Source organism: Streptomyces sp. PsTaAH-124 (assembly GCF_000373685.1).
GTDB lineage: Bacteria > Actinomycetota > Actinomycetes > Streptomycetales > Streptomycetaceae > Streptomyces > Streptomyces andamanensis.
Genome location: NZ_KB892191.1, coordinates 259,764 through 284,532 on the forward strand (window position 1 = coordinate 259,764; position 24,769 = coordinate 284,532).

Annotated in this window: 18 protein-coding genes; 10 read left to right on the top strand and 8 right to left on the bottom strand. The window is 73.9% G+C overall.

What is annotated here, in order from left to right:
• Window positions 1-8: 8 nt before the first annotated feature.
• Complete coding sequence (locus tag B086_RS0128705) at window positions 9-806, bottom strand: SAM-dependent methyltransferase (RefSeq protein ID WP_018569889.1); 798 nt, start codon at window positions 804-806, stop codon at window positions 9-11.
• 302 nt (window positions 807-1,108) lie between these two features.
• On the opposite strand from B086_RS0128705, the gene B086_RS0128710 reads away from it, so the two are divergent.
• The 3 genes from B086_RS0128710 (at window position 1,109) to B086_RS0128720 (ending at window position 3,618) form a co-directional block, all read left to right on the top strand.
• Entirely contained in the window at window positions 1,109-1,585 is a 477-nt protein-coding gene (locus B086_RS0128710; RefSeq protein WP_018569890.1) for an SPW repeat protein, read from the top strand.
• A 175-nt stretch (window positions 1,586-1,760) separates the two neighbouring features.
• Window positions 1,761-2,624 carry a ribonuclease BN gene (locus B086_RS0128715; RefSeq protein ID WP_420712581.1) on the top strand — a complete coding sequence of 288 codons (864 nt, stop codon included), beginning with the start codon at window positions 1,761-1,763 and terminating at the stop codon, window positions 2,622-2,624.
• 85 nt (window positions 2,625-2,709) lie between these two features.
• On the top strand, window positions 2,710-3,618 hold the full coding sequence (locus B086_RS0128720; protein WP_018569892.1) for a DMT family transporter: 909 nt from the start codon (window positions 2,710-2,712) through the stop codon (window positions 3,616-3,618).
• Window positions 3,619-3,729: 111 nt separating this feature from the next.
• Here the strand turns inward: B086_RS0128720 and B086_RS0128725 are convergent, their stop codons facing one another.
• Together B086_RS0128725 and B086_RS44775 are read right to left on the bottom strand one after the other, a co-directional pair.
• On the bottom strand, window positions 3,730-5,781 hold the full coding sequence (locus tag B086_RS0128725; RefSeq protein WP_018569893.1) for a flavin monoamine oxidase family protein: 2,052 nt from the start codon (window positions 5,779-5,781) through the stop codon (window positions 3,730-3,732).
• A 168-nt stretch (window positions 5,782-5,949) separates the two neighbouring features.
• Window positions 5,950-6,282 carry a DUF3566 domain-containing protein gene (locus B086_RS44775; RefSeq protein ID WP_018569894.1) on the bottom strand — a complete coding sequence of 111 codons (333 nt, stop codon included), beginning with the start codon at window positions 6,280-6,282 and terminating at the stop codon, window positions 5,950-5,952.
• A gap of 801 nt (window positions 6,283-7,083) precedes the next feature.
• Here B086_RS44775 and B086_RS0128735 point away from each other — a divergent pair.
• Window positions 7,084-8,067 (top strand): SDR family NAD(P)-dependent oxidoreductase, encoded by a 984-nt coding sequence (locus tag B086_RS0128735; RefSeq protein WP_018569895.1) that lies wholly within the window; start codon window positions 7,084-7,086, stop codon window positions 8,065-8,067.
• A 19-nt stretch (window positions 8,068-8,086) separates the two neighbouring features.
• Here the strand turns inward: B086_RS0128735 and B086_RS0128740 are convergent, their stop codons facing one another.
• Complete coding sequence (locus B086_RS0128740; RefSeq protein ID WP_018569896.1) at window positions 8,087-9,148, bottom strand: PucR family transcriptional regulator; 1,062 nt, start codon at window positions 9,146-9,148, stop codon at window positions 8,087-8,089.
• A 177-nt stretch (window positions 9,149-9,325) separates the two neighbouring features.
• Here B086_RS0128740 and B086_RS0128745 point away from each other — a divergent pair, with 177 nt between their 5' ends.
• The 3 genes from B086_RS0128745 (at window position 9,326) to B086_RS0128755 (ending at window position 13,903) form a co-directional block, all read left to right on the top strand.
• A complete protein-coding gene (locus B086_RS0128745; RefSeq protein WP_018569897.1) occupies window positions 9,326-10,771 on the top strand; it encodes a glyceraldehyde-3-phosphate dehydrogenase in 1,446 nt (481 codons plus the stop codon).
• 118 nt (window positions 10,772-10,889) lie between these two features.
• Entirely contained in the window at window positions 10,890-11,366 is a 477-nt protein-coding gene (locus B086_RS0128750; RefSeq protein ID WP_018569898.1) for a GNAT family N-acetyltransferase, read from the top strand.
• Window positions 11,367-11,458: 92 nt separating this feature from the next.
• On the top strand, window positions 11,459-13,903 hold the full coding sequence (locus B086_RS0128755; protein ID WP_018569899.1) for an ATP-binding SpoIIE family protein phosphatase: 2,445 nt from the start codon (window positions 11,459-11,461) through the stop codon (window positions 13,901-13,903).
• 30 nt (window positions 13,904-13,933) lie between these two features.
• Here B086_RS0128755 and rpmG read toward each other — a convergent pair whose 3' ends face one another.
• Window positions 13,934-14,098, bottom strand: a complete 165-nt coding sequence (gene rpmG, locus B086_RS0128760; RefSeq protein WP_018569900.1) for a 50S ribosomal protein L33 — start codon at window positions 14,096-14,098, stop codon at window positions 13,934-13,936.
• A gap of 165 nt (window positions 14,099-14,263) precedes the next feature.
• Here rpmG and B086_RS0128765 point away from each other — a divergent pair, with 165 nt between their 5' ends.
• Both B086_RS0128765 and B086_RS0128770 read left to right on the top strand, forming a co-directional pair.
• Window positions 14,264-17,047 (top strand): SpoIIE family protein phosphatase, encoded by a 2,784-nt coding sequence (locus B086_RS0128765; protein WP_018569901.1) that lies wholly within the window; start codon window positions 14,264-14,266, stop codon window positions 17,045-17,047.
• 174 nt (window positions 17,048-17,221) lie between these two features.
• Window positions 17,222-18,553, top strand: coding sequence for a lipase family protein (locus tag B086_RS0128770; RefSeq protein ID WP_018569902.1), 1,332 nt, complete (start codon window positions 17,222-17,224; stop codon window positions 18,551-18,553).
• A gap of 74 nt (window positions 18,554-18,627) precedes the next feature.
• Here B086_RS0128770 and B086_RS0128775 read toward each other — a convergent pair whose 3' ends face one another.
• The 3 genes from B086_RS0128775 to B086_RS0128785 all read right to left on the bottom strand — a co-directional run bounded on the left by B086_RS0128775 (window position 18,628) and on the right by B086_RS0128785 (window position 23,177).
• Entirely contained in the window at window positions 18,628-20,442 is a 1,815-nt protein-coding gene (locus B086_RS0128775) for a phospholipase C (RefSeq protein WP_018569903.1), read from the bottom strand.
• 213 nt (window positions 20,443-20,655) lie between these two features.
• Window positions 20,656-21,954, bottom strand: a complete 1,299-nt coding sequence (gene efeB / locus B086_RS0128780; RefSeq protein WP_018569904.1) for an iron uptake transporter deferrochelatase/peroxidase subunit — start codon at window positions 21,952-21,954, stop codon at window positions 20,656-20,658.
• A complete protein-coding gene (locus tag B086_RS0128785) occupies window positions 21,951-23,177 on the bottom strand; it encodes an EfeM/EfeO family lipoprotein (protein WP_018569905.1) in 1,227 nt (408 codons plus the stop codon). Before B086_RS0128785 ends, efeB begins: the two co-directional genes overlap by 4 nt.
• A 318-nt stretch (window positions 23,178-23,495) precedes the next feature.
• On the opposite strand from B086_RS0128785, the gene B086_RS41075 reads away from it, so the two are divergent.
• Complete coding sequence (locus tag B086_RS41075) at window positions 23,496-24,656, top strand: PP2C family protein-serine/threonine phosphatase (protein ID WP_018569906.1); 1,161 nt, start codon at window positions 23,496-23,498, stop codon at window positions 24,654-24,656.
• Window positions 24,657-24,769: the final 113 nt, after the last annotated feature.

Below are 24,769 nucleotides of genomic sequence, written 5' to 3' on the forward strand. Positions count from 1 at the left end.
GTCCCCGCTCAGGGGACGCGGGCGACTCCGGCGTAGATGCCGCTGCCCTCGGGCCGCGGCGCCGGGACGTCCTTGACCCACTCGGTGGCCGTCACCAGGCCCGGCTCCACGAGTTCCAGACCGTCGAAGAAGCGGGCGACCTCCGCGCGGGTACGGAAACCGAGGCGGATGCCGCCCTTGGCGTACTCGGCGGTGACCTGCTCGGCCAGTTCCGGGTAGAGGTCGGACGCCGCGTGGGACAGCACCAGGTGGCTGCCGGAGGGGAGCGCGGCCACCAGCTCGCGGACGATGCCGTGGGCGTTCTGGTCGTCGGGGACGAAGTGCATCAGCGCGATCAGCGAGAGCACCACGGGACGCTCGAAGTCCAGTATCCGGCGGGCGTGTTCGAGGATCTGGTCCGGGCGGCGCACATCGGCCTGGATGTAGTCGGTGACGCCCTCGGGGCGGCTGACGAGCAGCGCCTCGGCGTGCCGCAGCACGATCGGGTCGTTGTCGGTGTAGACGACCCTGGCGGTCGGGACGGTGCGCTGGACGATCTGGTGCAGGTTGGGCTCGGTGGGGATGCCCGTGCCGACGTCGAGGAACTGGTCCAGGCCGCGCCCGGCGAGCCAGGCGGCGGCGCGGTTCATGAACGCCCGGTTCTGCCGGGCCGCGTCATGGGCCTCGGGGGGCAGCTGGCGGCCGACGGCCTCGTCCACGGGGTAGTTGTCCTTGCCGCCGAGCAGCCAGTCGTACACCCGGGCGGGATGGGCCTTGCTGGTGTCTATCGGCGGGGTGGACGGGAGATCGGGGGTACCGGTGACCATGCGGACTCCGTCGTGCGAGTGGAACGGGCAAGGGGTGTCGATCACCGCAGTCTCGCACACCGTTTCGCCTGCTGATAAGGGCAGTTGCCGTACGCGGGCCCGCGGGATCGCCGCCCTCACGGCGTCCCGCCGCGGGTCCGGTGCGATCGCCTTCCTCGACCTGGTCGGCCACTGCCGCAAGGGGCGGCGCGCAGTCCGCACATCAGGGATACAAGAGGTATAAAAGGAATATAAGTCACCCATACGGGGGAACCTCTACATGACGTAAAGAACCCCCCCTTGATGGAGAGGAGACGACAGCGATGTCGTATCCACACCGCTCCAGTGACGTGGGCACCCACCATCCGGAGATGATGGGCTCGCATCCCGAGATCGCGGAGATGCGGGAACGGCTCGAACGCACCGCGTCGAGCGGTCCGGCGATGGCCGTCGAAGGTCTCATCGTCCTGGCCGGCCTGTACGCCGCGATCTCTCCCTGGGTCGTGCACTTCGCGATCCAGCCCGCCATCACCGTCAACAACCTGCTCGTCGGGATCACCGTCGGCGTCATCGGGCTCGGTCTGGCACTGGCACCGGAACGCATGTTCCGGCTGGCCTGGGCGCTCGTGCCGCTCGGCGTGTGGCTGTTCATCTCCCCCTGGGTGGTCACCCTCACCCACGGCGCACGGGCGGGCATCATCTGGAACAACTGCTGGGTCGGAGCGGTCATCGCCGCGCTGGGCCTCGCGGCCATGGGCCTGACCATCGGCGTGGCACGCCGGGGGCGCACCCACCACTGACACCGCCGCCCCGGCCTGCGCCGTACCCGCGTACAGCCGAGCGGGCACGGCGCGGGCCCTGTGCCCCGGCGAGGTGCTGCGGGACCTCGGGACGCGGGCGCGGGGCGGTGCCGGGTGCGGCCGGGCGGACGCCCGCGCGTTGCGGACGGGCGTCCTCGCGTGCAGAGTGGCGCTCGTGAAGCGCCACGTGCCGCGGGTCCGGCAGGCGGTGCTCGATCTGGAGCACCGGCTCGGCGCGTACGTCCTGGTCCGGCGCGGTCGCGACATCGAGCTGATGCACCGGGCCATGGGGTTCGCCACCCTGTCCCTGGTCACCCTGGCGCCGCTGCTCATCGTGGTGGCCGCCGCCGATCCGCTGGGCGAGGGCGGCTTCGCGTCGTGGCTGGTGGACGGCATGGGGCTGTCGGGCCGCTCCGCCCATGTCCTCACCGACATCATCACCCCGCCGGTCAAGGTGATCGGCACCACCAGCGTGTGGGGCGGTGTCCTGCTCGCGGTGTTCGGGGTGTCGTTCGCCGGGAGCGTCCAGAACGGCTACGAACGCGTCTGGGGGCTGCCGCCCGGCCCGTGGCACCGGGTGTGGCGGCAGGTCAGCTGGCTGGCGGTGCTGACCGCGTACCTCTACCAGGAGGTGCTGAACGGCCACCAGTTCCACGGCCTGCCGCGGATCGTGGTGTCCGCGACGACGGGTGTGCTGTTCTTCTGGTGGGGCCAGCACTTCCTGCTGGGCGGCCAGCTGCACTGGCGGACCCTGCTGCCCGGCGCGCTCGCCACCATGGTGGGCCTGGGCGGCCTGCGTGTCTTCTCCTACCTGGTCTTCACCCCGCTCATCGTCGACAACGCGATCAGCTACGGCACCGTCGGGATCGTGCTGGTGGTGGAGTCCTGGCTCACCGGGGTCGGCTTCGTCGTCTACGGAGGCGCGATGTTCGGCCGCTGGTTCTGCGACCACCACTGGACGCCCCGGCGCGCGCCGGGCCACGACGGGCGGGGACCCGGCCGGCACATCCGGCGGCGCGCACGGCGGGACACCCCGTGAGCGCCGGACCGTCCCGGACGCCTGTCCGGGCCCGCGCGGCAACCGGGCCGCACAGGGCTCCCGACGACGTCCGGGGCGGCCGCCGATGAGCGCCCTGACGATCGTGCTCGCCCTGTTCGCGGCGCTGTCCAACGCCTCCGCCTCGGTGCTCCAGCGCCGGGCCGCGACGGACGAGGCCCCGGGCGGCTCCGGGATCCGGCAGGCGGCGCGCTGGCTCGCCCGGGTGCTGCGGCGCCCCTCCTGGCTGGCGGGCGCCGCGCTGCTGGGCCTGTCCACCGTCCTCCAGGCGGCGGCACTGGCCGTGGGCAGTCTGTCGCTGGTCCAGCCGCTCATGGCCAGTGAGCTGCTGTTCACGCTGGCCGTGGGCAGTGTCGTCTTCCGCAGCCGGCCGGACTGGCGGACCTGGCTGGCCTTCGCCGCGCTGGCCGTCGGCCTCTCCCTCTTCCTCGGCGCGGCCTCCCCCTCGGAGGGCCGGCCGACCGCCGAGCCGCGTCTGTGGCTGCTGGTGGGTCCCGCGGTGCTCGCCCTGGTGGCGGTGTTCACGGCGGCCTCCCGCCTGGTGCGGGGCGCCCCGCGGGCCGGGCTGCTGGGTCTGGCGGCCGCGGTGTCCTTCGCCGGCACCGCCGCGCTGCTCAAGGAGGTCATGGGGCGGCTCGGGCAGGGCGTGCCCGCGGTGCTGGCCTCCTGGCCGCCGTACGCCACCCTCGTCGTCGGCACGCTCGGCTTCCTGCTGTTGCAGAGCGCGTTCCGGGCCGGGAGCCTTACCGCGTCCCAGCCCGCGCTGACCCTCGGTGACGCCCTGACCAGCGTGGTCCTGGGCTGGGTGCTGTTCCAGGAGTACATCGGGCTGGGGGTGCGGGTGCTGCCCGAGGCGATCGGTGTCGCCCTGATCGGCGCGGGCAGCGTGGGACTGGCGCGGGCCACGGCCGCCGACGGCGGCTGGGACAGCCCGCCCGACGACGGCCCCCACGACGGTCCCTGCCCCGCCCCCTGACGGCGGGGCAGGAGCCGGGACCGGGCCGCGCTCCGGGCGCGGACCGGTCCGCCGGTCGGTCGATCGGTCGATCGGTCGATCGGCCGGTCAGTCGATCAATCAGGCGATCGGTCAGGCCAGATGCGCCTCCAGGGCCGCCCGGACACCGGACTCGACGGCGCCCTCGATCCAGGACGGCTTGACCGAGGTGTGGTCCCCGGCGAAGCGCAGCGGTCCCTCGGGGGCGCGGATGTGTCCGAGCAGTTCGGTGTGCTGGCCGGGCAGCAGCACCGACGCCTCGCCGTACGCGTACGGATCGCGCAGCCAGCTCTGGGTGCGCCCGGCGCCGGTGTAGAACACCTCCAGGCGCTGCCCGTAGACCTGCTGGAGACCGCGCAGGGCGAACGGATAGCGGGCCTCGTCCTCGAAGGAGTCCCAGCGCGAGGCGTCGTCGGCCCAGCTGTAGGAGGCCAGCACGACGCCACCCTTGCTGCCGGGCACCGGGTGCGAGGGGTTGATCATGAAGCGGTTGGAGTTGTCGGAGACGGAGCCGCCGCCGACGATGTGCGCGGCCTCCGGCTGGTCGCGGCCCGCCCAGCGGGTGGCGGCGTAGTGGGCGCGCTGCGCCGCGCTGATGTGACCGCGCGGCACCGAGGGGTGCGCACCGAGCAGACTGCCGTCGGCGGGCGCCTTCCCGCTGCGGTAGTCGTCGTACAGCCCGGCCCGGACGGCATCGAGCTCGCGCTTCCAGTCGGCCTCGGTGAACTCCCACCAGCGGCGGCCGAACTCCAGCAGCACCTTGGTCGCGCTGTCGTAGTGCAGTTCGGCGACGGCCCGGCGCTTGCCGTACGACATCAGGGGGCTGACCTGCACCTGCCGCAGCCCGGAGAACGGCACGGTGACGACGGCCAGGTCACCGGTGAACTGCTCGCGCACCACCTTGCCGCCGCGCCCCTCCGACACGGTGTCGATCCACACGTGGGGGCCGTCCCGGCGCACGTGCGAGGTGTCCCCGCCGTCGGCGCCCTGCTGCCGGGTGCCGTCCCAGTACTCGATGTGTGTGGCCCGCCGGTCGCGGTGCAGCACGTCGGACACCTGGCGCAGCAGCGCGTCCGGCAGCGTCGCGGTGCCGCCGGTCAGCTCCCAGAAGGCGGTGTCCGGGCTGATCAGGGACTGGCTGATGAAGCTGTGGATGAAGGAGAGCGGGAGCCGTGAGGTCAGGTTCTCCAGGGTGCCGACGAGGTCCAGGGTGCGCTCGTCGAACCCGGCCTGCTCGGTCAGGAACCGGTACATGGACCAGTCGCCGTAGCGCTGGACGACACGCGCCCAGCCCTGCACCCGTTCGGGCAGGGGCTTGTCGACGCGCCTGCCGTCCGCGCCGACCGTGCTGAACTCGTCGCGCACCGGGTCGAGGGCGGCGGCGAGGATCGCCGAGGACGGTGTGTCCAGGTACTTGCTGGGGACGCCGAAGGACTGGTTGACGCGGCGCGGCGACCTCGCGTAGTCGGAGCGGCGGACGCGGACGCCGTTGACGTGCAGCCAGGCGTGGTTGACGGGCTTGCCGGAGCCGTCGACGTCGAGGAGATGGAACGGCCGCTTCTTGAGGCCGAGCTGGTCGATCAGGCGCATCACCAGCGGATGGCTGCCGGGGATGCGCATCGCCCCGGCCTCCGCGTACTGCTTCGGATCGGCGAACGGCTGCGGGGCCTGCTCGTGGCCGCCGGTGCGGAAGGTCTTGATCCGTCCGCCGACCCGGTTGCCGTTGGCCTCGATCAGCGTCACATGGTGTCCGGCGCGCTTGAGCAGCCAGGCGGCGACGAGGCCGGCCGGACCGGCGCCCACGACGAGGATCTTCTTGGCCGCCCCGGAACGGGCGCGGGGCAGTCCGGAGCCGAGGATCTTCTCGTACTGCGGGACGAGGGGCTTGTCGTGGTCGTCGACGACCAGCAGGGCGCGGGCGACGGCGAGGCAGGTGTCCCAGTCGGCGGTGGAGCGGGCCGGGGCGGGCGCCCGCCCGGGGGCGGCGGGGGCCGCCGGAGCGGCCGGGGGCGCCAGGGGGGTCGCGGCGGCGGGCTCGGCGCTGCCCAGCCCGAGGGCCGCCGCGCCGGCCGCCGTCCCGGCGGCGGTGGTGAACAGCCGCCGGGACAGGGGCGGTTGGCTGGCTGTGGTGCGGAGTTCATGCATACGTCCTGGATAGGGCCCGCACGGGTCCCCCGGACCGAAGATGATCAACCGTCACCTGAACGGGCGAGCGCGGGGAGCGAGCCGCCCTGGTGCGCCGCGCACGCGCGGGCGCGGATGCTTCCGCACGCCCCCCGTTTCTCTTTCTTTCCAGGTACCGCGCGCCCCCCTTCAGGTACCGGACGGCGCCTCGGGCTCCGGTGGGGCGGGTTCCGGCGCGGTCGCCGCCGGAGCGTCCTCGGTCAGGGTCACTGCCAGGCCGCCCGCGCAGCGCGCCACCACGTTGTAGAGGAAGGTGCACAGCGCGGTGAAGGCGGTGATGAACACGATCGCGACGATCGCCAGCACCGCCAGTCCCTCGGCGGGAGGCCAGGGGTCCTGGCCCAGCAGCCGCAGCAGGATCCACACCGGCGGCATGGTGACGGCCGCGCACACGATCAGACCGAGGGACAGCAGGAAGCCCGCCACCATCAGCGTCCAGGGCTCGGCGGTGTCCAGGCGCATCCGTCCGCTCAGGGGGTGAGGGGTCGGGGCGGGTTCGCCGGGGGCGGGGGCGGGATCGGAGAGGGGATCAGAGGCGGGGGCGAGGGCGGGAGCGGGAGCGGGAGCGGAGGCCGGTTCTGCGGGAGGGGCGGGAGCGTCAGCGGGTGCGGGTGCGCGTGCGGGGGACGTGTCCTCGCCCGTGCCGCCGTCCGTGCCCGAGCCCGTGCCCATGTTCGCGTCCGCCTTCGCGGCCGTAGCGGCGTCCGCTTTTGCCTCCGCTTTCGCCTCCGCGCCCGTGTCCGCTTTCGCCTCCGCGCCCGTGTCCGCGGTCGTCTCGGCCGGAGTGTCGGCGGGCGTATCGACTGCCGCATCGACGGGCGTATCGGCGGGTGTGTCAGCGGCCGTGTCGGCGGCATCCGTGGCGCTCTCGGCGGCGGCCTGCCCCTTCGGTGGCGCGGAGCGCCCCGCGCCACCGCCTCGGCTCCTGGCACGTCCGGTTCGGCTGGCCCGGCCCATGGCTGTCTCCTCTTCGGGTTCAGATGCTCCGGACGACGTCCGAGCCGTGCGAAACCCCCTTGGTCAGGCGGTCTCGACGCTATGCGCGGCGACGACGGCCCGCACCCGCGGTTCACCCGGTCGGAGACTGTCGTCGGGTGTCGGAAGCTGTCCGGCGGGCGTCGGCGGCTGTCGGTGATCCATCGGCGAAGTGTCGGCAGCGGCTGTCACTTTGAGTGTGCGGACGGCCGGGCGACCGGCTCGCCCCGCCCTCCGCACACGCCCCCACGCACAGCGCAACCACCACCTGCCGCAAGGGAACCCGCCATGACCGCGCCGTCCGGCTCCTCCACCCCCTCCGCTTCCTCCTCCGCTTCCCGCTCCGCCGCCGCCCCGCCCTGGGACGTCACCCGCCCGCCGCGCGCGGACGGACGTGTCTTCCTGGTCACCGGGGGCAACGCGGGCATCGGCTACTTCGTCGTGGAGCAACTCGCCGCCTCGGGGGCCGAGGTGGTGCTCGGCAGCCGCGACCCGGCACGCGCCCAGGCGGCCATGGCGTCCGTACGCGGCCGGGTGCCCGGTGCCCGGGTGCGCGCCGTACGGATGGACCTCGCCGACCCGCTGTCCCTCCCGGCCGCCGTGGCGGAGCTGCGGACGGAACGCCTGGACGCGGCGGTGCTCAACGCGGGGATCGCGCTGGACCATCCGCCGCGCCGGGAGTCGACGGACGGCAACGAACTGATGTTCGCGACCAACCACCTCGGTCACTTCGCCCTCACCGCGCATCTGATGCCGCTGCTGGCCGCGGCTCCCGCCGCCCGGGTGGTGACCATGGGCAGCATCGCGGCCAGATCGGAGCGGCTGGACGCGGCCGACCCGCAGTCCGCGCACGACTACCGGCCCAAGCGCGCCTACGGCCGGTCCAAGCTGGCGCAGATGTCCTTCGCGCTGGAGCTCGACCGGCGGCTGCGCGCCGCGGGCAGTCCGGTGTCCAGTCTGATCGCGCATCCCGGGGGCGCCCTGGACTCGCTCACGCCCTCGCGTCCGCTGGTGCACACGCGTTCGGCCGGTGCCCGGCTGCTCGGCCTGCCGGCCGGCGCCGTCCTCCAGGGCAAGGACGCGGGAGCCTGGCCGGCGGTGCGGGCGGTGCTCGACCCGGCGGCGCACGGCGGGGAGATATGGGGACCGCGGGTCCTGGGGCTGCGCGGCCGTCCGCGCAGCGAGCCGGTCTGGCCGCTCCTCACCGGGCACACCGACGCCGCGTGGCTGTGGGAGCTGAGCGCCGCGCTGACCGGAGTCACCCCGGTGTGAGCCGGGGGCCCCGCCCCTCCTACACCTCGCGGTCCGGCCAGCCCAGCAGGCGGGCGCCGATGACCGCCGTCTGGAGGGTGTAGCGGTGCATCGGGTCGGCGGGATCGGCGCCGGTCAGCTTGTGGATGCGTTCCAGGCGGTAGGTGAACGCCCGGACGCTGAGGCTCAGGCGGCGCGCCGCCTCGGCGGCCGTGCACCCGGCGTCGAAGTACGCGGTGAGGGTGTCCAGCAGGGGCTGGGCGCCGCCGCGTGCTCCGCGCAGCGGGCCGAGCGTGTCGCGCACGAGGTCGGCCATGGCCTGCCGGTCGCGGGTCAGGACGGGATAGACGAGGAGGTCCGCCGCGTGCAGCACCGGTTCCTGGAGGTCGAGGCGGTGGGCCAGGTCGAGGGCGTTGAGGGCCTCCTCGTAGGAGTGGACGACTCCCCCGGCGCCGGGGTGCGGGCGGCCGACGGCGACCCGGCCGCCGTCGGTGGCGGCGTAGGCCTGCTTGGCGAAGAACGCCAGGACGTCGTCCTGGTCGCCGGGCGCGACGCAGACGAGTCTGCCGTCCTTGGTGGTGAGCAGGACGCGGCGCTCGGCGAAGCGGGCGAGCAGCGAGGTCTCCACATGCCGGGTGGCCGGATGGGTGTCGTCGACGGGCTCCGCACCCTGGGCGACGGCCACGGCGTGGGCGCGGGAGAAGAGCAGCCCGTAGCGTTCGGCGCGTTCCGCGAGCCGGCCGAGATCGCTGCGCCCGTAGAGCAGGTCGTCGATGAACTCGCGGCGGGCGGCCTCCTCCTGGCGCATGGCGAGCTTCTGAGCGCGTTCGTGGCCCTCGGCGAAGGCGTCGACGGCCTGTTCGACGGCGGCGAGCAGTTGGTCGACGCCGGTCGTGCGCAGGGTGGCGGCGACCGCCCGGGTCTCGGCCAGATGCCTGCGGACCAGGCGGCGCAGTCCGTGTCCGTGCTCGGCCGCCCGCTCCCCCTGGGTCCGCAGGGACTCCAGTTCGTCCCGGGTGAGCCGACGGCCGGTGACGCACACGTCGGCCAGGATCCGGGTGTACTCGGTCAGACAGTCGTCGGGCGCCTCTGGCCTCGTCACGGACCCTCCCAGGCTTGTTCGGTCGCTCGCGTTTTCTTAACCCACACCGAACGCCGGTGCCAAACCCCGGTGTGCGGCGGCCCCGCGACCGGGCGTGGACCTGCGGGTGCACCCCCTGAAAGAGCGAGATCCGGTCGGGTTAGCATATGAGCGCTGCCTAGCTCGAAAGAGAAACCTGTGACTGTCAACGACGACTCGTTCACCAACTGGAAGCACCGCGAGGAGATCGCGGAGTCGATGATCCCGATGATCGGGAAGCTGCACCGCGAGCGGGACGTCACCGTCCTGCTGCACAGCCGCTCCCTGGTGAACAAGTCGGTGGTGAGCATCCTCAAGACCCACCGGTTCGCCCGGCAGATCGCCGGAGCGGAGCTGTCGGTCACCGAGACGCTCCCCTTCCTCCAGGCGCTCACCGCGCTGGACCTCGGCCCGTCCCAGATCGACATCGGCATGCTGGCGGCGACGTACCGGGCCGACGACCGCGGTCTGTCCGTGGCCGAGTTCACCGCCGAGGCCGTCGCGGGCGCCGTCGGGACGGCCGGGGAGGGCCGCCGCGAGGGCCGCGACGTGGTCCTCTACGGCTTCGGCCGCATCGGCCGCCTGGTGGCCCGGCTGCTCATCGAGAAGGCCGGTTCGGGCAACGGGCTGCGGCTGCGCGCGATCGTCGTGCGCGGCGGCGGCGACCAGGACATCGTCAAGCGCGCCTCCCTGCTGCGCCGCGACTCCATCCACGGCCAGTTCCAGGGCACGATCACCGTCGACGAGGAGAACAGCACCATCCTCGCCAACGGCAACGCGATCAAGGTGATCTACGCCGACGACCCCTCGGCGGTGGACTACACGGCGTACGGCATCAAGGACGCCGTCCTGATCGACAACACGGGCAAGTGGCGGGACCGCGAGGGCCTGTCCGAGCACCTGCGCCCCGGCATCGAGAAGGTCGTCCTGACCGCGCCCGGCAAGGGCGACGTGCCCAACATCGTGCACGGCGTCAACCACGACACCATCAAGCCGGACGAGCGGATCCTGTCCTGCGCCTCCTGCACCACCAACGCGATCGTCCCGCCGCTGAAGGCGATGGACGACGAGTTCGGCGTGGCGCGCGGCCATGTGGAGACCGTCCACTCCTTCACCAACGACCAGAACCTGCTGGACAATTACCACAAGTCCGAGCGCCGCGGCCGGTCCGCGCCGCTCAACATGGTCATCACCGAGACGGGTGCCGCCTCCGCCGTGGCCAAGGCGCTGCCGGACCTGCGCGCGCGGATCACCGGCAGCTCGATCCGGGTGCCGGTGCCGGACGTGTCGATCGCCATCCTCAACCTCCAGCTGCGCCGCGAGACCACCCGCGAGGAGGTCCTCGACCATCTGCGCGAGGTCTCGCTGACCTCCCCGCTCAAGCGCCAGATCGACTTCATCAGCGCCCCCGACGCGGTCTCCAGCGACTTCATCGGCTCGCGCCACGCCTCGATCGTCGACGCGGGCGCCACCAAGGTCGAGGGCGACAACGCCATCCTCTACCTGTGGTACGACAACGAGTTCGGCTACTCCTGCCAGGTCGTGCGGGTCGTCCAGCACGTCTCCGGCGTCGAGTACCCCACGTACCCGGCACCCGCCGTCTGACCCCGGTACCGGGCCCGTCGTACGCCCCGGCCTCCCGCGCGCGGGAGGCCGGGGCGCCGCCGTCCGGGGCCGCGCACCCACCCGGAGGGCGGCGCGGGCGGTGTGTGAGACTGCGGCCATGATCCGTACCGCGACCCCCGCCGACGTGCCCGTCATCCACACGCTCATCCGCGATCTGGCCGAGTACGAGAAGGCCCTCGACGAGGTGCGCGCCACCCCGGAGCAGCTGGCCGAGGCCCTGTTCGGCGAGCGGCCGGCGGCCTATGCCCATCTCGCCGAGGACGCGGACGGCGAGGTGGTGGGCTTCGCCCTGTGGTTCCTCAACTTCTCCACCTGGCGCGGGGTGCACGGCATCTACCTGGAGGACCTGTACGTACGGCCGCAGGCGCGCGGCGGCGGCCACGGCAAGGCCCTGCTGACCGAGCTGGCACGGCTGTGCGTGGAGCGCGGCTACGAGCGCCTGGAGTGGTCGGTCCTGAACTGGAACCGTCCGTCGATCGACTTCTACGAGTCCCTGGGCGCCCGCCCGCAGGACGAGTGGACGGTGTACCGGCTGACGGACGAGGCGCTGGCCGCGCTGGGCGCCCCGGCGTAGCGCCCCCCGCCGTGTCCGTCCCGGGCGGCGGGCGAGGGTCCCCGATGCGAAAATGTGGCAGTGGGGTCCTGCCCGCGGATGGGGATGACAGCATGGGCGTCGGCGGTGCTGCGAACAGCGCGTTTCCGGGCGATCCGCTCGACGTCACGTCCGTCCCGGCGGCCGTGGCCGTCGTCGACGCCGACGGGCTGATCGTCCGCTGGAGCCGCGCGGCGCAGGACCTGGTCGGGCATCCGCCGTCCGAGGTGCTGCGCTCCTCGGTGGGGGCGTTGCTCGCGGACGCCGACCCGGCCGCCGTGGTGTCCCGGCTGCGCCGGATCCGCCGGGGCTGGCAGGGCACCGTGCGGGTGCGCCACCGGGCCGGTCACACCGTCCGCCTCGCCGTCCGGGTGGCGCCCCTGAGCGGAGGGTCCGAAACCGTCGAATGGCTCGTCGCCGGGTGCGACGCGGCCCGGCGGCAGCGCCGGGAGCTGGCCGCGCTGGTGGCGCGGGGCGTGCTGGAGCAGTCGCCGATCGGCGTCGGGCTGCTCGGCCCGGGGATGCGCTACCGGTGGGCCAACCGTGCGCTGGCCGATCTGGAGCAAGGCGCCGCGGGCGGCGCGGGCGGCGCCGGGTTCGTGACCGGTGCCTCGGCCGCCTCACCGGTGGTGACCCGGCAGGCCCGGCAGACACTGCTGTCGGGGCAGTACCGCGTCACCCTGGAACCGGTGGCGCCGCGCGCCGACGCGCCGCCGGGCCGGCCGTATCCGGGCCGCTCCAGGCTGCGCGCCTTCTTCCCGCTGCGGGACATCTCGGACCGGCCCCTGGGTGTCTGCTACGCCGCTCTCGACCTCACCGGGCAGGACCCGGCGCGGGAGCGGCTCGCGCTGCTCAACGCGGCGGGCGAGCACATCGGGACCACGCTGGACCTGGACCGTACGGTGCGGGAACTGGCGGAGGTCGTGGTGCCGCAGGTCGCCGACTTCGTCGCCGTGGACCTGCTGGACGTGGTCCGGGCCCGGACGATGCCGGTCGCGTGGCCGGAGCGCGGCACGGCCACCCTGCTCCGGGCGGCGCACCTGTCGATCCAGGAGGACGAGCCGGACCGGGTCGTGGACGTGGGTGAGCCCACCCGCTATCCGCCGCGTTCGCCGCAGCGGCGCTGCCTGGCCACCGGGGAGCCGCTGCGGGTGGCGGCCGTCGGCCCGGCGACGCCCTGGATCGGCGACGATCCCGTGCGCTGGCACAAGCTGATCCGGCTGGGCGTGCACACGCATCTGGTGGTCCCGCTGCGGGCCCGCGGCGTCACGATGGGCGTGGTCACCCTGATGCGCTGGAAGAACCCCGACTCCTTCGACGACGACGATCTGCTGCTGGTGGAGGATCTGGTGGCGCGGGCCGCCGTGTGCGTGGACAACGCCCGGCGCTACGCCCGCGAGCACCGGGCCGCGCTGACCCTCCAGACGAGTCTGCTGCCGCCGTCGCTGCCCGAACACAGCGCCGTCGAGGTGGCGCACCGGTATCTGCCCGCCGACGCGGAGGCGGGCGTGGGCGGCGACTGGTTCGACGTGATCCCGCTCTCCGGCGCCCGGGTCGCGCTGGTGGTGGGCGACGTGGTCGGGCACGGGCTGCACGCGGCGGCCAGCATGGGCCGGCTGCGGGCCGCCGTGCAGACCCTGGCCGACCTGGACCTGGCCCCGGACGAACTGCTGGCGCGGCTGGACGATCTGGTCGTCCGGCTCTCGGAGGAGGCGGAGGCGGCCGACGAGGGCCCGGCGGCGGTGGGCGCGACCTGTGTGTACGCGGTGTACGACCCCATCGCCCGCAAGATCGCCGTGGCCCGTGCCGGGCACCCCAGTCCGGTGATCGCCCATCTGGACGAGCCGGTGGAGTTCCCCGACATCCCGGCGGGGCCGCCGCTCGGTCTGGGCGGGCTGCCGTTCGAGTGCGCCGAGGTCGCGGTGGAGGAGGGCAGTGTCGTCGCGCTGTACACGGACGGGCTGATCGAGGCGTCGGACCGGGACGTCGACGTCGGCATCGAGCGCCTGTGCTTCACGCTGGCCCATCCGGACCGGCCGCTGGAGGAGATCTGCGACGTGATGGTGCGCACCCTGCTGCCCGACCGGCCGCGCGACGACGTGGCGTTCCTCATCGCCCGTACCCATGTGCTCAGCGCCGACCGGGTGGCGTACTGGGAGGTGCCCGAGGACCCGGCGGCGGTGCACGTGGCGCGCGAGGACGTCGCCGCGCAGCTGGCCCGGTGGGGTCTTCAGGACATGGCCTTCAGCACGGAGCTGATCGTCAGCGAGCTGCTGACCAACGCGATCCGGCACGCCTGCGGTCCGATCGGGCTGCGCCTGATCCATGAGCGGACCCTGATCTGCGAGGTCTCCGACGGGGCCAGCACCGCCCCGCACCTGCGCAGCGCGCTCAGCACCGACGAGGGCGGGCGCGGTCTGTTCCTGGTCGCCCAGGTCGCGCTGCGCTGGGGCACCCGGTACACCGGCGGCGGCAAGACGATCTGGGCGGAGCAGCCGCTGCCCGGCGGGGGCGGGTGAGCACACCCCCGCCGGACGGGAGCCGGACGGTCAGCGCTCCTCGCGGAACACGACGTGCCGGGCGGCGACCGGGTCGTACTTGCGCAGGGTGAGCCGGTCGGGGTCGTTGAGCCGGTTCTTGCGCGTCACATAGGTGGCGCCGGTCCCGGCGGTGGACTTCAGCCGGACGACGGGGCGCACGGTGGTGCGTGCCATGGATCCTCCTTTCGGCCGCATCCCGGATTGATCCAGACATGCCAGCCACGGCCGTCAACAGGGCGGACGGTCACGGCATTCCCGGCGCGCGGCGGAGGCCAAGAAAGAGTTCTGATCGGACATATCGGTCGCCCGGCGGGTGAGCGCAGTGCTAGAACTGGGAGCATGATCGGACGTTCCCGCCGGTCCCGCTCGAAGGCGGCAGCGCCGCGCGACGGCCGGCGGTCCGCTGATCCGTCCCGGCGCCCGGGACCGCGCCGCCCGCCCGGACGCCGCCTTCCCTCGCCCTGGGGGCCGGGCACGCTGGCGGCGCAGGTCTTCCTGCTCCAGGTCATCGTCGTCCTGGTGCTGGTCGCCGCGGCGGCCACCGCGCTCGTCCTCCAGGGGCGCTACGACGGCGACAACGACGCCCGCAAGCGCTCCCTGGCCGCCGCCGAGGCGTTCGCGCACGCCCCGGGCACCGCCCTCGCCTTCGCGGCCCCGGACCCGACGAAGCTGCTCCAGACCCCCGTGATGCAGGCACAGGCCGGTGCGGGCATCGACTTCATCTCCGTGCTGAACACCAAGGGGGTGCGGCTGGCCGACACCGAGCCGCGGCTGATCGGGACGAAGGCGCAGGACGTCAGCCGGGCCGTGGCGGGCGAGACCTTCACCGACACCTTCCACGGCAAACCGGCCGACGCGGTGCGCGCGGTGGTGCCCGTGATGGACGCGAGCCGCCGGGTGGTCGGGGTGGTCACCGCCGGGATCCAGGTCGAGAACGTGGGGTATCTGCTGGACCAGCAGGTGCCCATGGTGCTGGGTTCGGCCGCCCTCGCGCTCGCCCTCGCCACCGCGGGCACCGCCCTGGTCAGCAGACGCCTCCAGCGGCAGACCCACGGCCTCGGACCGGCCGAGATGACCCGGATGTACGAGCACCACGACGCGGTGCTGCACGCGGTGCGCGAGGGCGTGCTGATCGTCGGCGCCGACGGCCGGCTGCTGCTGGCCAACGACGAGGCGCGGCGGCTGCTCCTGCTGCCGCCGGACGCCGACCAGCGGCACGTCACGGAGCTGGGGCTGGTCCCCGACCTGACCCGGATCCTGGTGGCGGGCGAGGTGGTCTCCGACGAGGTGTGCCCGGCCGGGGACCGGCTGCTGGCCGTGAACACCCGGCGCACCGCCCCGTACGGGGACGCGCCGGGCCTGGTGGCCAGCTTCCGCGACACCACGGAGCTGCGCGCCCTGTCCGGCCGCGCGGAGACGGCCCGCGGCCGGCTGACCCTGCTGTACGAGGCCGGGGTGCGCATCGGCACCACCCTGGACGTACGGCGCACCGCGGAGGAGCTGGCCGAGGTGGCGGTGGACCGGCTGGCCGACGTGGTCACCGTGGAGCTGCTGGAGGCCGTGCTGCACGGCGAGGAGCCGACCGGAGCCGTGCACCGGATGCGCCGCACCGCGCTGCGCGGTTCGCGCCATCCGCTCCAGCCGGTGGGCGACCTGATCCAGTTCGTGGTGGCCGACACGCCCATGGTGGCGGCGCTGCGGCAGGGCCGGGCCGTCCTGGTTCCGGACCTGCGGGCGGCCGAGGACTGGCGGGCCCAGGACCCGGAGGGCGCGGGCCGGGTGCTGGACTCCGGCATCCACTCGCTGATCGCGGTGCCGCTGCGGGCGCGGGGTGTGGTGCTCGGCATGGTCAACTTCTGGCGGGGGGCCGGCTCGCCGCGGTTCGAGGAGGAGGACGTCGCGGTCGCCGAGGAGCTGGGGGCGCGGGCGGCGGTCGCCATCGACAACGCGCGCCGCTACTCCCGCGAGCACGCGATGGCGGTGACGCTCCAGCGCAGCCTGCTGCCCCGGGACCTGCCCGAGCAGGACGCCCTGGAGGTGGCCTGGCGCTACCGTCCGGCGCAGTCGGGCGTGGGCGGCGACTGGTTCGACGTGATACCCCTGCCGGGCTTCCGGACGGCGCTGGTGGTCGGCGACGTCGTCGGGCACGGGCTGCACGCCGCGGTGACCATGGGGCGGCTGCGCACGGCGGTGCTGAACTTCTCCTCGCTCGACCTGCCGCCGGACGAACTGCTCGGGCATCTGGACGAGATGGTGGCCCGGCTCGACACCCCGGCCGACGGCCCGGACGACGGTGAGGGGTCACTGGTCACCGGGGCCACCTGCCTGTACGTCATCTACGACCCGGTGGGCGGGCACTGCACCTTCTCCCGGGCCGGGCATGTCGCGCCCGCCGTGGTGGACCCGGTGGGCCGGGTGACCTTCCCCGACCTGCCGCTGTCGCCGCCGCTGGGGGTGGGCGGGCATCCGTTCGAGACCGGTGAGCTGACGCTGCCGGAGGGCAGCCGCCTGGTGCTGTTCACCGACGGGCTGGTCGAGGACCGGCGGCGCGACATCGACGAGGGCCTCTCCCTGCTCGCCGCCGCGGTCGCGCACCCGGACCAGAGCCCGGAGGAGACCTGCCGGGCCCTGATGGAGACGATGCTGCCGGAGCACCCCAGCGACGACGTGGCGCTGCTGGTGGCCCGCACCCGGCTGCTGGACCCGTCCCATGTCGCCGTCTGGGACGTGCCGTTCGACGTGAGCGCGGTCTCCCGGGTGCGGACGCAGGTCAGCGGGCGGCTGGCCGAATGGCGGCTGGAGGACTCCGCGTTCGCCACCGAGCTGATCCTGAGCGAGCTGCTGACCAACGCGATCCGCTACGGCGCTCCCCCGGTACGGGTCAGGATGCTGCTGGGCCGCACCCTGGTCTGCGAGGTCTCGGACGGCAGCAACACCTCCCCGCGGCTGCGCCGGGCGGCCACGACCGACGAGGGGGGCCGGGGGCTCTTCCTGGTCTCGCAGTTCGCGGACCGCTGGGGCACGCGCTATGTGGCCGACGGCAAGGTGATCTGGGCGGAGCAGAGCCTGGGCCGCACCCCGGAGCCGGACCCGGCCGCGCTGATCGACCAGCTGGCCTGGTGAGGGGCGGAACCGGTCGGCGGGCGGGGCGGCGCGTCCGCACGGCGCCTTATTAGAAGTCGAGTAAGTTACTGAACCGTAACCTACCGCCTGCTACCCGCGGTAACAGCACCTGGGTACGGTCTCCTTCCGTCACACCCCCACCCGCGCGCCCGGCCTCACCCCAGGAGGTTCCCCATGCCCGCGTCCAGACGGCTGCTCGCCGCGGCGGTCGCCGCTGCCGCCGCCTCGTGCCTCGCGGCCCAGGCCCTGCCCGCCGCGGCGGCCACCGGTTCCGCCCCCGTGGTGTCCCGGGGCGTCACCATCCCGGAGTTCTACGACCCGCCCGCCGAACTCCCCGCCGCCGACGGCACCCTGGTCCGCACCGAGCCGCTGCCGCTCGCGCTGAGCCTGCCCAGCCTGCACGGCCCGCTGCCGGGCCGCGCCACCCGCCTGATGTACAAGTCGACCGACGCCAACGGCGCGCCCGTGGCCGTCACCGGCGCCTACATCGAACCCACCGCCCGCTGGAAGGGCGGCGGCCCGCGCCCGCTCGTCGTCGTCGCCCCGGGCACCATGGGCCAGGGCGACCAGTGCGCGGCCTCACTGGGCCTGGAGCACCCGCTGGCGTTCAACGGCGAGACGGTGTCGATCGGTTACGAGGACCTGTCCGTCTACCGGCTGCTGGCCCAGGGCACCGCGGTCGTCGTCACCGACTACGTCGGCCTGGGCGCCACCGACCGGCTGCACACCTACGTCAACCGGATCGACGGGGCGCACGCCGTCCTGGACGCCGCACGGGCCGCGCGCACGGTTGCGGGCACCTCGGTGACCGCGGACTCGCGCGTCGGGCTGTTCGGCTACAGCCAGGGCGGCGGCGCGACCGCCGCGGCCGCCGAACTCCAGCCCTCCTACGCCCCGGACGTCGCCCTCGCGGGCACCTACTCCGGCGCGCCGCCCGCGAACCTGACCGAGGTCACCAAGGGCATCGACGGCAGCGAACTGGCCGGCGCCCTCGGCTGGTCCCTCAACGGCTTCCTCCAGACCGACCCGGAGCTACGGCCGATCGCCGAGGCCCATCTCAACTCCGCGGGCAAGGCGGCCCTGGAGGACCTGTCGACCATGTGCGTGGGCGACGCGATCCTGCACTACGGCTACGCCAAGAGCACCAAGTGGACGACCGACGGGCAGTCGCTGAGCGACATCATCGGCGCCAACCCCGTCCTCCAGGGCTTCCTGGACACCCAGCGCATCGGCCGGCTCAAGCCCGCCGGGCCCGTCCGGGTGGCCACCGGCGTCAGCGACAACCTGGTGCCGCACGGCCAGGCGCGGCAACTCGCCGTCGACTGGTGCCGCAAGGGCGCCGACGTCACCTACGCGCCGGTCGTCCTCCCGAACGTCGTCAGTCCCCTGCTCAACCACTTCGGTCCGCTGCTCACCGACCAGGGCACCGCCGTGTCCTGGCTCACCGACCGCCTGGAGGGCAGGGCGGCCCCGTCCAACTGCTTCACGATGCCCCTCCAGCCCTGACTCCCGCGCACGACGGACCGGGCCGCCCCGCCACCACCGGCGGGGCGGTCCGGCGCGTCGGGGCCGCCCGGACCTCAGAGGGCGTTCCGGCGCCTGCGGCGCAGCGCGACGTACGTCCCGGTGGCGCCCAAGGCAAGCAGCGCGCCCGCGCCGAGACCGACCGGCAGGGCCGGGAAGGCGGAGGCGCCGGTGGTCGCGGCCGCGTTCTCGAACGCCGCACCGGCCGTGACGGCGGCCGCCCTCGGCGCCACCACGCGGATCGGCCCGACCGACCTGACCGAACCGTCCCGGTTCAGCAGCACCTGCGCGTTGTTGGGGTGCTTGAAGTCGAACATGCCCGCGAGCGAGCCCGCCGTCGCGTCGAAGGAGTGGTCGCCGATGCGCCCGGTGTGCCAGTTGTCCTCGATGAACCGGATGATCGACGCCTGGTCGGTCTGGGTGTGGTCGACCTGGTTGACCTTGCTGTACGGGGAGACGACCAGCAGCGGCTGGCGGGTGCCGGGGCCGCACCGGTCCAGGTAGCCGCCGGCCGCGGGGGGCCCGGCCTGGCAGGCGGGGCTGTCGGTGGCCTTGCCGTTGGAGCCGGCCGAGGTGTCCGTGGAGCCGTTGCGCACCGGGGCGTAGGCGTGGTCGTACCAGCCGTCGGAGTCGTCGTAGGCGATGATCACGGCGGTGGAGCGCCACTGCGGGGAGCGCTGGATCGCGTTGATCTGGTCGACCAGGAAGTGCTGTTCGTCGAGCGGGTCGGAGTATCCGGCGTGCCCGTCCTGGTAGGAGGGCGCCTTGACGAAGCTGACGGCCGGGAGACGGCCCGCCGTCAGCGCGGCGGAGAGGTCGGTCAGGTCGTAGTTGTGGTTGGCCCGGCCGTCGTGGCCGATCTCGGCGACGTTCTTCGGCGGCAGGTGGTGCGGGTTGGCCGTCGTCCGGTAGTACGCGAACGGGTTGTGGTGCGGGCTGTAGTCGACGACCCGGGCGCCGCCGACGTTGGCGTGCGCGGTGTCGCAGCGGGCGTACTCGCCCTGCTCGCCGCTCCAGGCGGTGGACGGGCGGAAGCCGCCCTGGAACCAGCCCCAGCTGAGGTGCGCCCGGTTGAGCAGGTCGCCGATGGTGCGGCCCTTCATCACGGCGAGCGCGGCGCTGGAGGTGTGGTTCTTGCCGGAGCAGTCGTCGAAGGCCGGGTCCGGGTCGTTGATCATCGTGCCCACGCCGTCGGCGTCGGGCGACTTGACCACGGACGGGTCGGGGGTGGCCGTCTGCTTCGGGTTCTCGGTGCCGGAGGCCGGGTCGACGGAGACGATGCCGTGCGTCTGCCCGGAGGCCAGGTTGATGGCTCCGGGTGTGGAGGGGCCGTAGTTCGAGCCGAAGGAGCGGTCGCTGAGCGCGTAGTGCTGCGCGTAGTTCCACATCGCGGTGACGGTGTTGCCGTCGTAGTAGTCCATGACGAGGCCGGGCTCGCCGAACAGGCCGCCGCTGCACTTGTCGACCTCGGTGTTCTGCACGAACCGGTCGGCCCTGCCGCCGTTGTACGCGTACTGCTCGGGGCCGTAGGAGTGGTTCTGGTCGCAGGTGACGGCCTGGTCGGGGCCGAGCCGCTTGGGCGTGTACTGGTTGGGGTTGTGCTCCAGCAGCCCGGCGTGCGCCAGGGTGTCGATGTCCTTCGGGGTCCTGCGCGACGCGGTGAACCTCGTGCCGTCGGTGCCCGCGGCCCGCGGATAGGTGGCGAAGTAGTGGTCGAAGGAGATGTTCTCGTCGAAGAGGACGACGACGTGCTCGATCGGGGTGGCGGGGGGCCGGTGCCCGTCCGGTGTGGGGGACGCGGCCCAGCCGGGGGCGGCGCCGCCCAGCACGGTGAGCGCGGCGGCGCCGGCGAGCGCCCCCAGGTTCCGCATCGTTGCTCTTCTTCCCCTGCTGGCCATGTGAGTTCACCCTCCGGGCAGGATCGTGGCCGCGGCGTACGGACCGGGCCGCTCCGCCGCGCGGGCGGCGTGGCGGAGCAGCCATGATGACGCGGGAGGGGGCACCGGGTCAGTCACGCCGAGCCCATTCTTGACCGGGTATTGACCGAACGGCGGAGCGAAACCGCCGCCGGGGGGCCGGTGTTCTCAGGTCAGCAGCGCGCGCCCGTACCAGTCCCGTTCGTCGCGTACGCCGGGCAGGACGTAGAAGTAGCCGCCGCCGAACGGTGAGATGTAGTCGGTCAGCGGTTCGCCCTCCAGGCGCTTCTGCACGGTCTCGAACTGGCGGGCGAGATCGCGCTGGTAGCAGCAGAAGAGCAGGCCCATGTCGAGGTTGCCGTTGCTGTCCGTGCCACGGTCGTAGTTGTGGGCACGGCGCAGGATGCGCTGGTCCTCGGTCTCGGCGGTGCGCGGGTTGGCGCGGCGGATGTGGGCGTCCAGCGGGATCACGTCGCCCTTGGGGTCGTCCGCGTAGTGGGGCGTGTCGTCCTCGAGGTCGCCGTCCAGGGGTGCGCCGGTCTCCCGGACCCGGCCGAACATGCGTTCCTGCTCGGTGAGGGCGACCCGGTCCCAGAACTCCACCAGCATGCGGATCAGCCGGACGGCCTGATAGCTGCCGCCGGTCGCCCACGGCGGTTCGCCCGCGCCCCGGCCGACCCACACCAGGCGGTCCATCTCCCGGGCGTCGCCGGCGTCCGGGTTGGCCGTGCCGTCCTTGAAGCCCATCAGGTTGCGCGGGGTGCCGGAGGGGCGGGGCGGGGCGGCGAAGCCGTCCAGCCGCCAGCGCACCTGCATCGCGCCCCGGGTGTGGCGGGCGATGTCGCGCAGCGCGTGCAGGACGGTGTCCGTCTCGTCGGCGTGCAGCTGGAGGCTGAGGTCGCCGTGGCACCAGTCGGGCCTGAGGTCGTCGTCCGGGAAGGACGGCATGGCGGTCAGCCGGCGCGGACGCGCGGCGGCGAGCCCGAAGCGGTCGTCGAAGAGCGAGGCGCCGACGCCGAGGGTCACGGCCAGCGCGCCCGGGGGCAGCGAGCCGCCGAGGACCCCGGAGTCCGCGGGCGGCGCGGTGATCCCGGCCGGCGGGGGTGTGCCGCCGGTGGTGAGGAAGCGGGCCCGGTCGGTCAGGGTGCGCATCAGGTCGGCCAGCTCCGCCCGGCCGTCGGCGGTGACGTCGAAGGACGCGAACACGGTGGAGCGGCGCGGGGCCGCCAGCACGGCCCGCTGGTGCGGGCCGTGGAACGGCACGGCGGGTGTGCCGTTCCACGGCCCCGCGCCGGGAGCCGGTCCGGCGCCGCGGGCCGCACCGCCCGAGGCGAGTCCGGCACCGGCCAGAGCCGCACCCCGCAGGAACCGGCGCCGTCCCACCCTCTCGCGCGCTCCCCCGCCGTCCGCCTCCCGTTCCGGCCGCCCGGCCCCCGCGGCCCGGTCCGTGCGCTCCCCGCGCCTCATGAGGTCCTCCGCGGGTCGCACAGGGTGGCCACGGACGCCAGCCGTTCGACCAGGTCGCCCAGCACGGCGTCGGCCCGCTCCCGCTGCGGGCGGGTGAGCCGGTCCAGCGGCGTCCACCGGTCCCCGTGCCGGAAGCCGTCGAGGAGGTTCGCGGCCCGGTCCATGGCCCGGTCCAGGCCGCCCGGCACGGCGTGGCGGGAGGCGAGCAGCGGGCGCAGCCGGGACAGGACCGCGCGGGTGCCGTCCAGGTTGGCGCGGGCGGTGGCGAGATTGGTGCCGCTGCCGTAGTCGGTGCGGCCGGTCAGCTCGAACTGCACGGTGTTCTCCAGGATCTCGTGGGCGCGCAGCCCGAGCTGGGCCGGGTCCATCCGGGCCTGCGCCCAGTCGTCGCGCAGTGCGGTGACCTCCCGCACCAGGGCGGCGGCCGGGGCCCGCAGGGTACGCGCGCCCTCGCCGTGCCACAGGCCGTACTCGATCCGGTGGAAGCCGCCGAAGGACGGGTCGTGGACGCCGCCCGGCAGGCCCGCGTCGGTGCCGTTGATCCGTCCGTCGGCGTCGCCGAAGGCATCGTAGGCCGCTCCGAGCCGCTCGTACTGCTCGTGCGCGGGCAGCCAGGCGGTGCGGGCCGCCGCGAGGTCGCCGCGGTCGACGGCGTCCCGCAGTCGCCCGGTCAGCCGTACGGTCTCCTCCAGCGCGCCCGCGATCCACTTCTGGTAGTCGAGCGCCGGGGGGATCAGGTCGTGCTGGGTGACGGGGGCCGCGGCCGGGCCGCCGCGCCCGCTCGCCACGCGGACCGTGGGCCCGGTGACCGCGTCGGCGTCCTCCAGCAGGCAGCGGAACGTGTAGGAGCCCTTGCCGACGCGCACGGTCAGGCTCCGGGTGGTGCCCGGACCGATGCCCTCGACCTCGCCGTACACGGCGTGGCTGCGCGAGTCCTCCAGATACGCCTCGGCGGCCCGGTCGGAGGTGTTGCGCAGGTCGAAGACCTGGACGCCGGGCACCGGTTCGTCCCAGCCGCGCCCGCAGCCGCCCGAGGACACCTCGACGGTGGTGTGCGGCGGCCCGGCGTCCGCGGCCCGCCCGGCGCGCGGACCGCGGGCGTACGCCCAGGCCCCCGCGAGCGCCAGGACGAGACCGGCCACGACCAGGCCGGCACGGCCGCGGCGCGCGCCGGTCGCGGCCCCGGACCGGATCCGCCGCGCTCCGGAGCCGGGCAGTCGCATGGCGGTCCCTCCCCAGGACAAGTCCTTGTGATCGCCCCATGCTAGGGCCTGTCATCAGATCCCCGCCTGCCTCACGACGCCATGCACGCTCCCCCGAGCTCTTCGCGCAGGGGGACCCCCGGAGCACGCACCTGACGCCGCGGGACCCGCCCTCCGCGCGGACGACGGCAATGTGACGACAGGCCCTGGGCAACGGCGGCCGCTCGGGCAGGCGTCCGGGGAAACGGGTGGCCGACGTGTTCCCGCGGCATTCCCGAGGTGCGGGGGCGTGCGGGCGCGGTGCAGGGTGGAGGCGTGAGTGCCTGGCAGGGACGCTTCATGGGCCGCGCGCAGCCGCGGCGGTGGCGTCATGCGCTGCTGCTGACCGCCGTCGTGCTCGTCGGGCTGATCACCGTGTTCGACATCGTGACCCCGTCCGACATCGTCCTCGGCCCGCTGCTGGTGATCGCGCCCGCGATCACCGCGTGGGCCGAGGGCCCGTGGACGACCGGCTGTGTGGGGGCGCTGGCCGTGGCGGCGCAGGCGTTCATCGGCTGGCGCTCCGACCTCCTGCTGTCCCGCAACCTGCTGGTGCAGGTGGTGGCGCTCGCGCTGCTCTCCGTGCTGATCGTGGCCCTGTGCCTGGTGCGCGACCGGCGGCGGCGCGAACTGGCGCAGGTGCGCTCGGTGGCCGAGGCCGCCCAGCGGGTGCTGCTGTGGCCGCTGCCGCAGCGGCTGGGCCCGGTGCGGCTCGCCTCGCTCTACTTGGCCGCGGAGGACGAGGCGTCGATCGGGGGCGATCTGTACGCGGCGGCCCGCACCGGCGGCGGGGCCCGGCTGATGATCGGTGACGTGCGCGGCAAGGGACTGCCGGCGATCGGGGAGGCGGCGCTGCTGCTCGGCGCCTTCCGCGAGGCCGCCCACCAGCACACCGCCCTGCCCTCGCTCGCCGCCTCCCTGGAGCGCAGCGTCACCCGCTACCTCGCCGACTTCGAACCGGAGGAGGAGTCCGGGGAGCGGTTCGTGACCGCTCTGCTGCTGGAGGTCCCGGACGACGACCCGGTCGTACGGATGACCAGCTGCGGGCATGTGGCGCCGCTGCTGCTCGGTCCGGACGGCCGGGTGAGCGTCCCCGACCTGAGTCCCGCTCCCCCGCTCGGGGTCGGGCTGACCGCTCCCGGCGGTTCCACCGTGGACGTGCTGCCCTTCGGTCCGGGCGACACCCTGCTCCTGTACACCGACGGGGTGGTCGAGGCGCGCGACCGCCGGGGCGTCTTCTACCCGCTGGCGGAACGCGCCGCGCAGTGGGCCGGGAGCGCCCCGCAGGCGCTGCTCGACCATGTCCGGCGCGACCTGATCGCGCACACCGGCGGTCGGCTCGGCGACGACGTGGCGATGATCGCGGTCCGCCGCCGCGCCGGACAGGGTGGCGCGGACGCTCCTGATGGGACGGAAGTGACCGTCCGGAACGGACAATCGGACCCGGGCTTTCCAATTTGATCACCAAAGCTCGTATAGTGACCGACAGTTGAGCAGCACGTGTCACCTGTCACCAGCCAGGGCCTGTTCCAGGACCCGAACGAGGGCCGTTCTCGACCGAGCGGCGGCCACCC

Bases quoted from the DNA above. Each gene is read 5' to 3' on its own strand.
- B086_RS0128710 (WP_018569890.1), top strand. From the start codon at position 1,109: ATGTCGTATCCACACCGCTCCAGTGACGTGGGCACCCACCATCCGGAG.
- B086_RS0128735 (WP_018569895.1), top strand. From the start codon at position 7,084: ATGACCGCGCCGTCCGGCTCCTCCACCCCCTCCGCTTCCTCCTCCGCT.
- rpmG (WP_018569900.1), bottom strand. From the start codon at position 14,098: ATGGCACGCACCACCGTGCGCCCCGTCGTCCGGCTGAAGTCCACCGCC.
- B086_RS0128765 (WP_018569901.1), top strand. From the start codon at position 14,264: ATGATCGGACGTTCCCGCCGGTCCCGCTCGAAGGCGGCAGCGCCGCGC.
- B086_RS0128720 (WP_018569892.1), top strand. From the start codon at position 2,710: ATGAGCGCCCTGACGATCGTGCTCGCCCTGTTCGCGGCGCTGTCCAAC.
- efeB (WP_018569904.1), bottom strand. From the start codon at position 21,954: ATGAGGCGCGGGGAGCGCACGGACCGGGCCGCGGGGGCCGGGCGGCCG.
- B086_RS0128755 (WP_018569899.1), top strand. From the start codon at position 11,459: ATGGGCGTCGGCGGTGCTGCGAACAGCGCGTTTCCGGGCGATCCGCTC.
- B086_RS0128775 (WP_018569903.1), bottom strand. From the start codon at position 20,442: ATGCGGAACCTGGGGGCGCTCGCCGGCGCCGCCGCGCTCACCGTGCTG.
- B086_RS0128785 (WP_018569905.1), bottom strand. From the start codon at position 23,177: ATGCGACTGCCCGGCTCCGGAGCGCGGCGGATCCGGTCCGGGGCCGCG.
- B086_RS44775 (WP_018569894.1), bottom strand. From the start codon at position 6,282: ATGCGCCTGGACACCGCCGAGCCCTGGACGCTGATGGTGGCGGGCTTC.
- B086_RS0128705 (WP_018569889.1), bottom strand. From the start codon at position 806: ATGGTCACCGGTACCCCCGATCTCCCGTCCACCCCGCCGATAGACACC.
- B086_RS41075 (WP_018569906.1), top strand. From the start codon at position 23,496: ATGGGCCGCGCGCAGCCGCGGCGGTGGCGTCATGCGCTGCTGCTGACC.
- B086_RS0128750 (WP_018569898.1), top strand. From the start codon at position 10,890: ATGATCCGTACCGCGACCCCCGCCGACGTGCCCGTCATCCACACGCTC.
- B086_RS0128725 (WP_018569893.1), bottom strand. From the start codon at position 5,781: ATGCATGAACTCCGCACCACAGCCAGCCAACCGCCCCTGTCCCGGCGG.
- B086_RS0128770 (WP_018569902.1), top strand. From the start codon at position 17,222: ATGCCCGCGTCCAGACGGCTGCTCGCCGCGGCGGTCGCCGCTGCCGCC.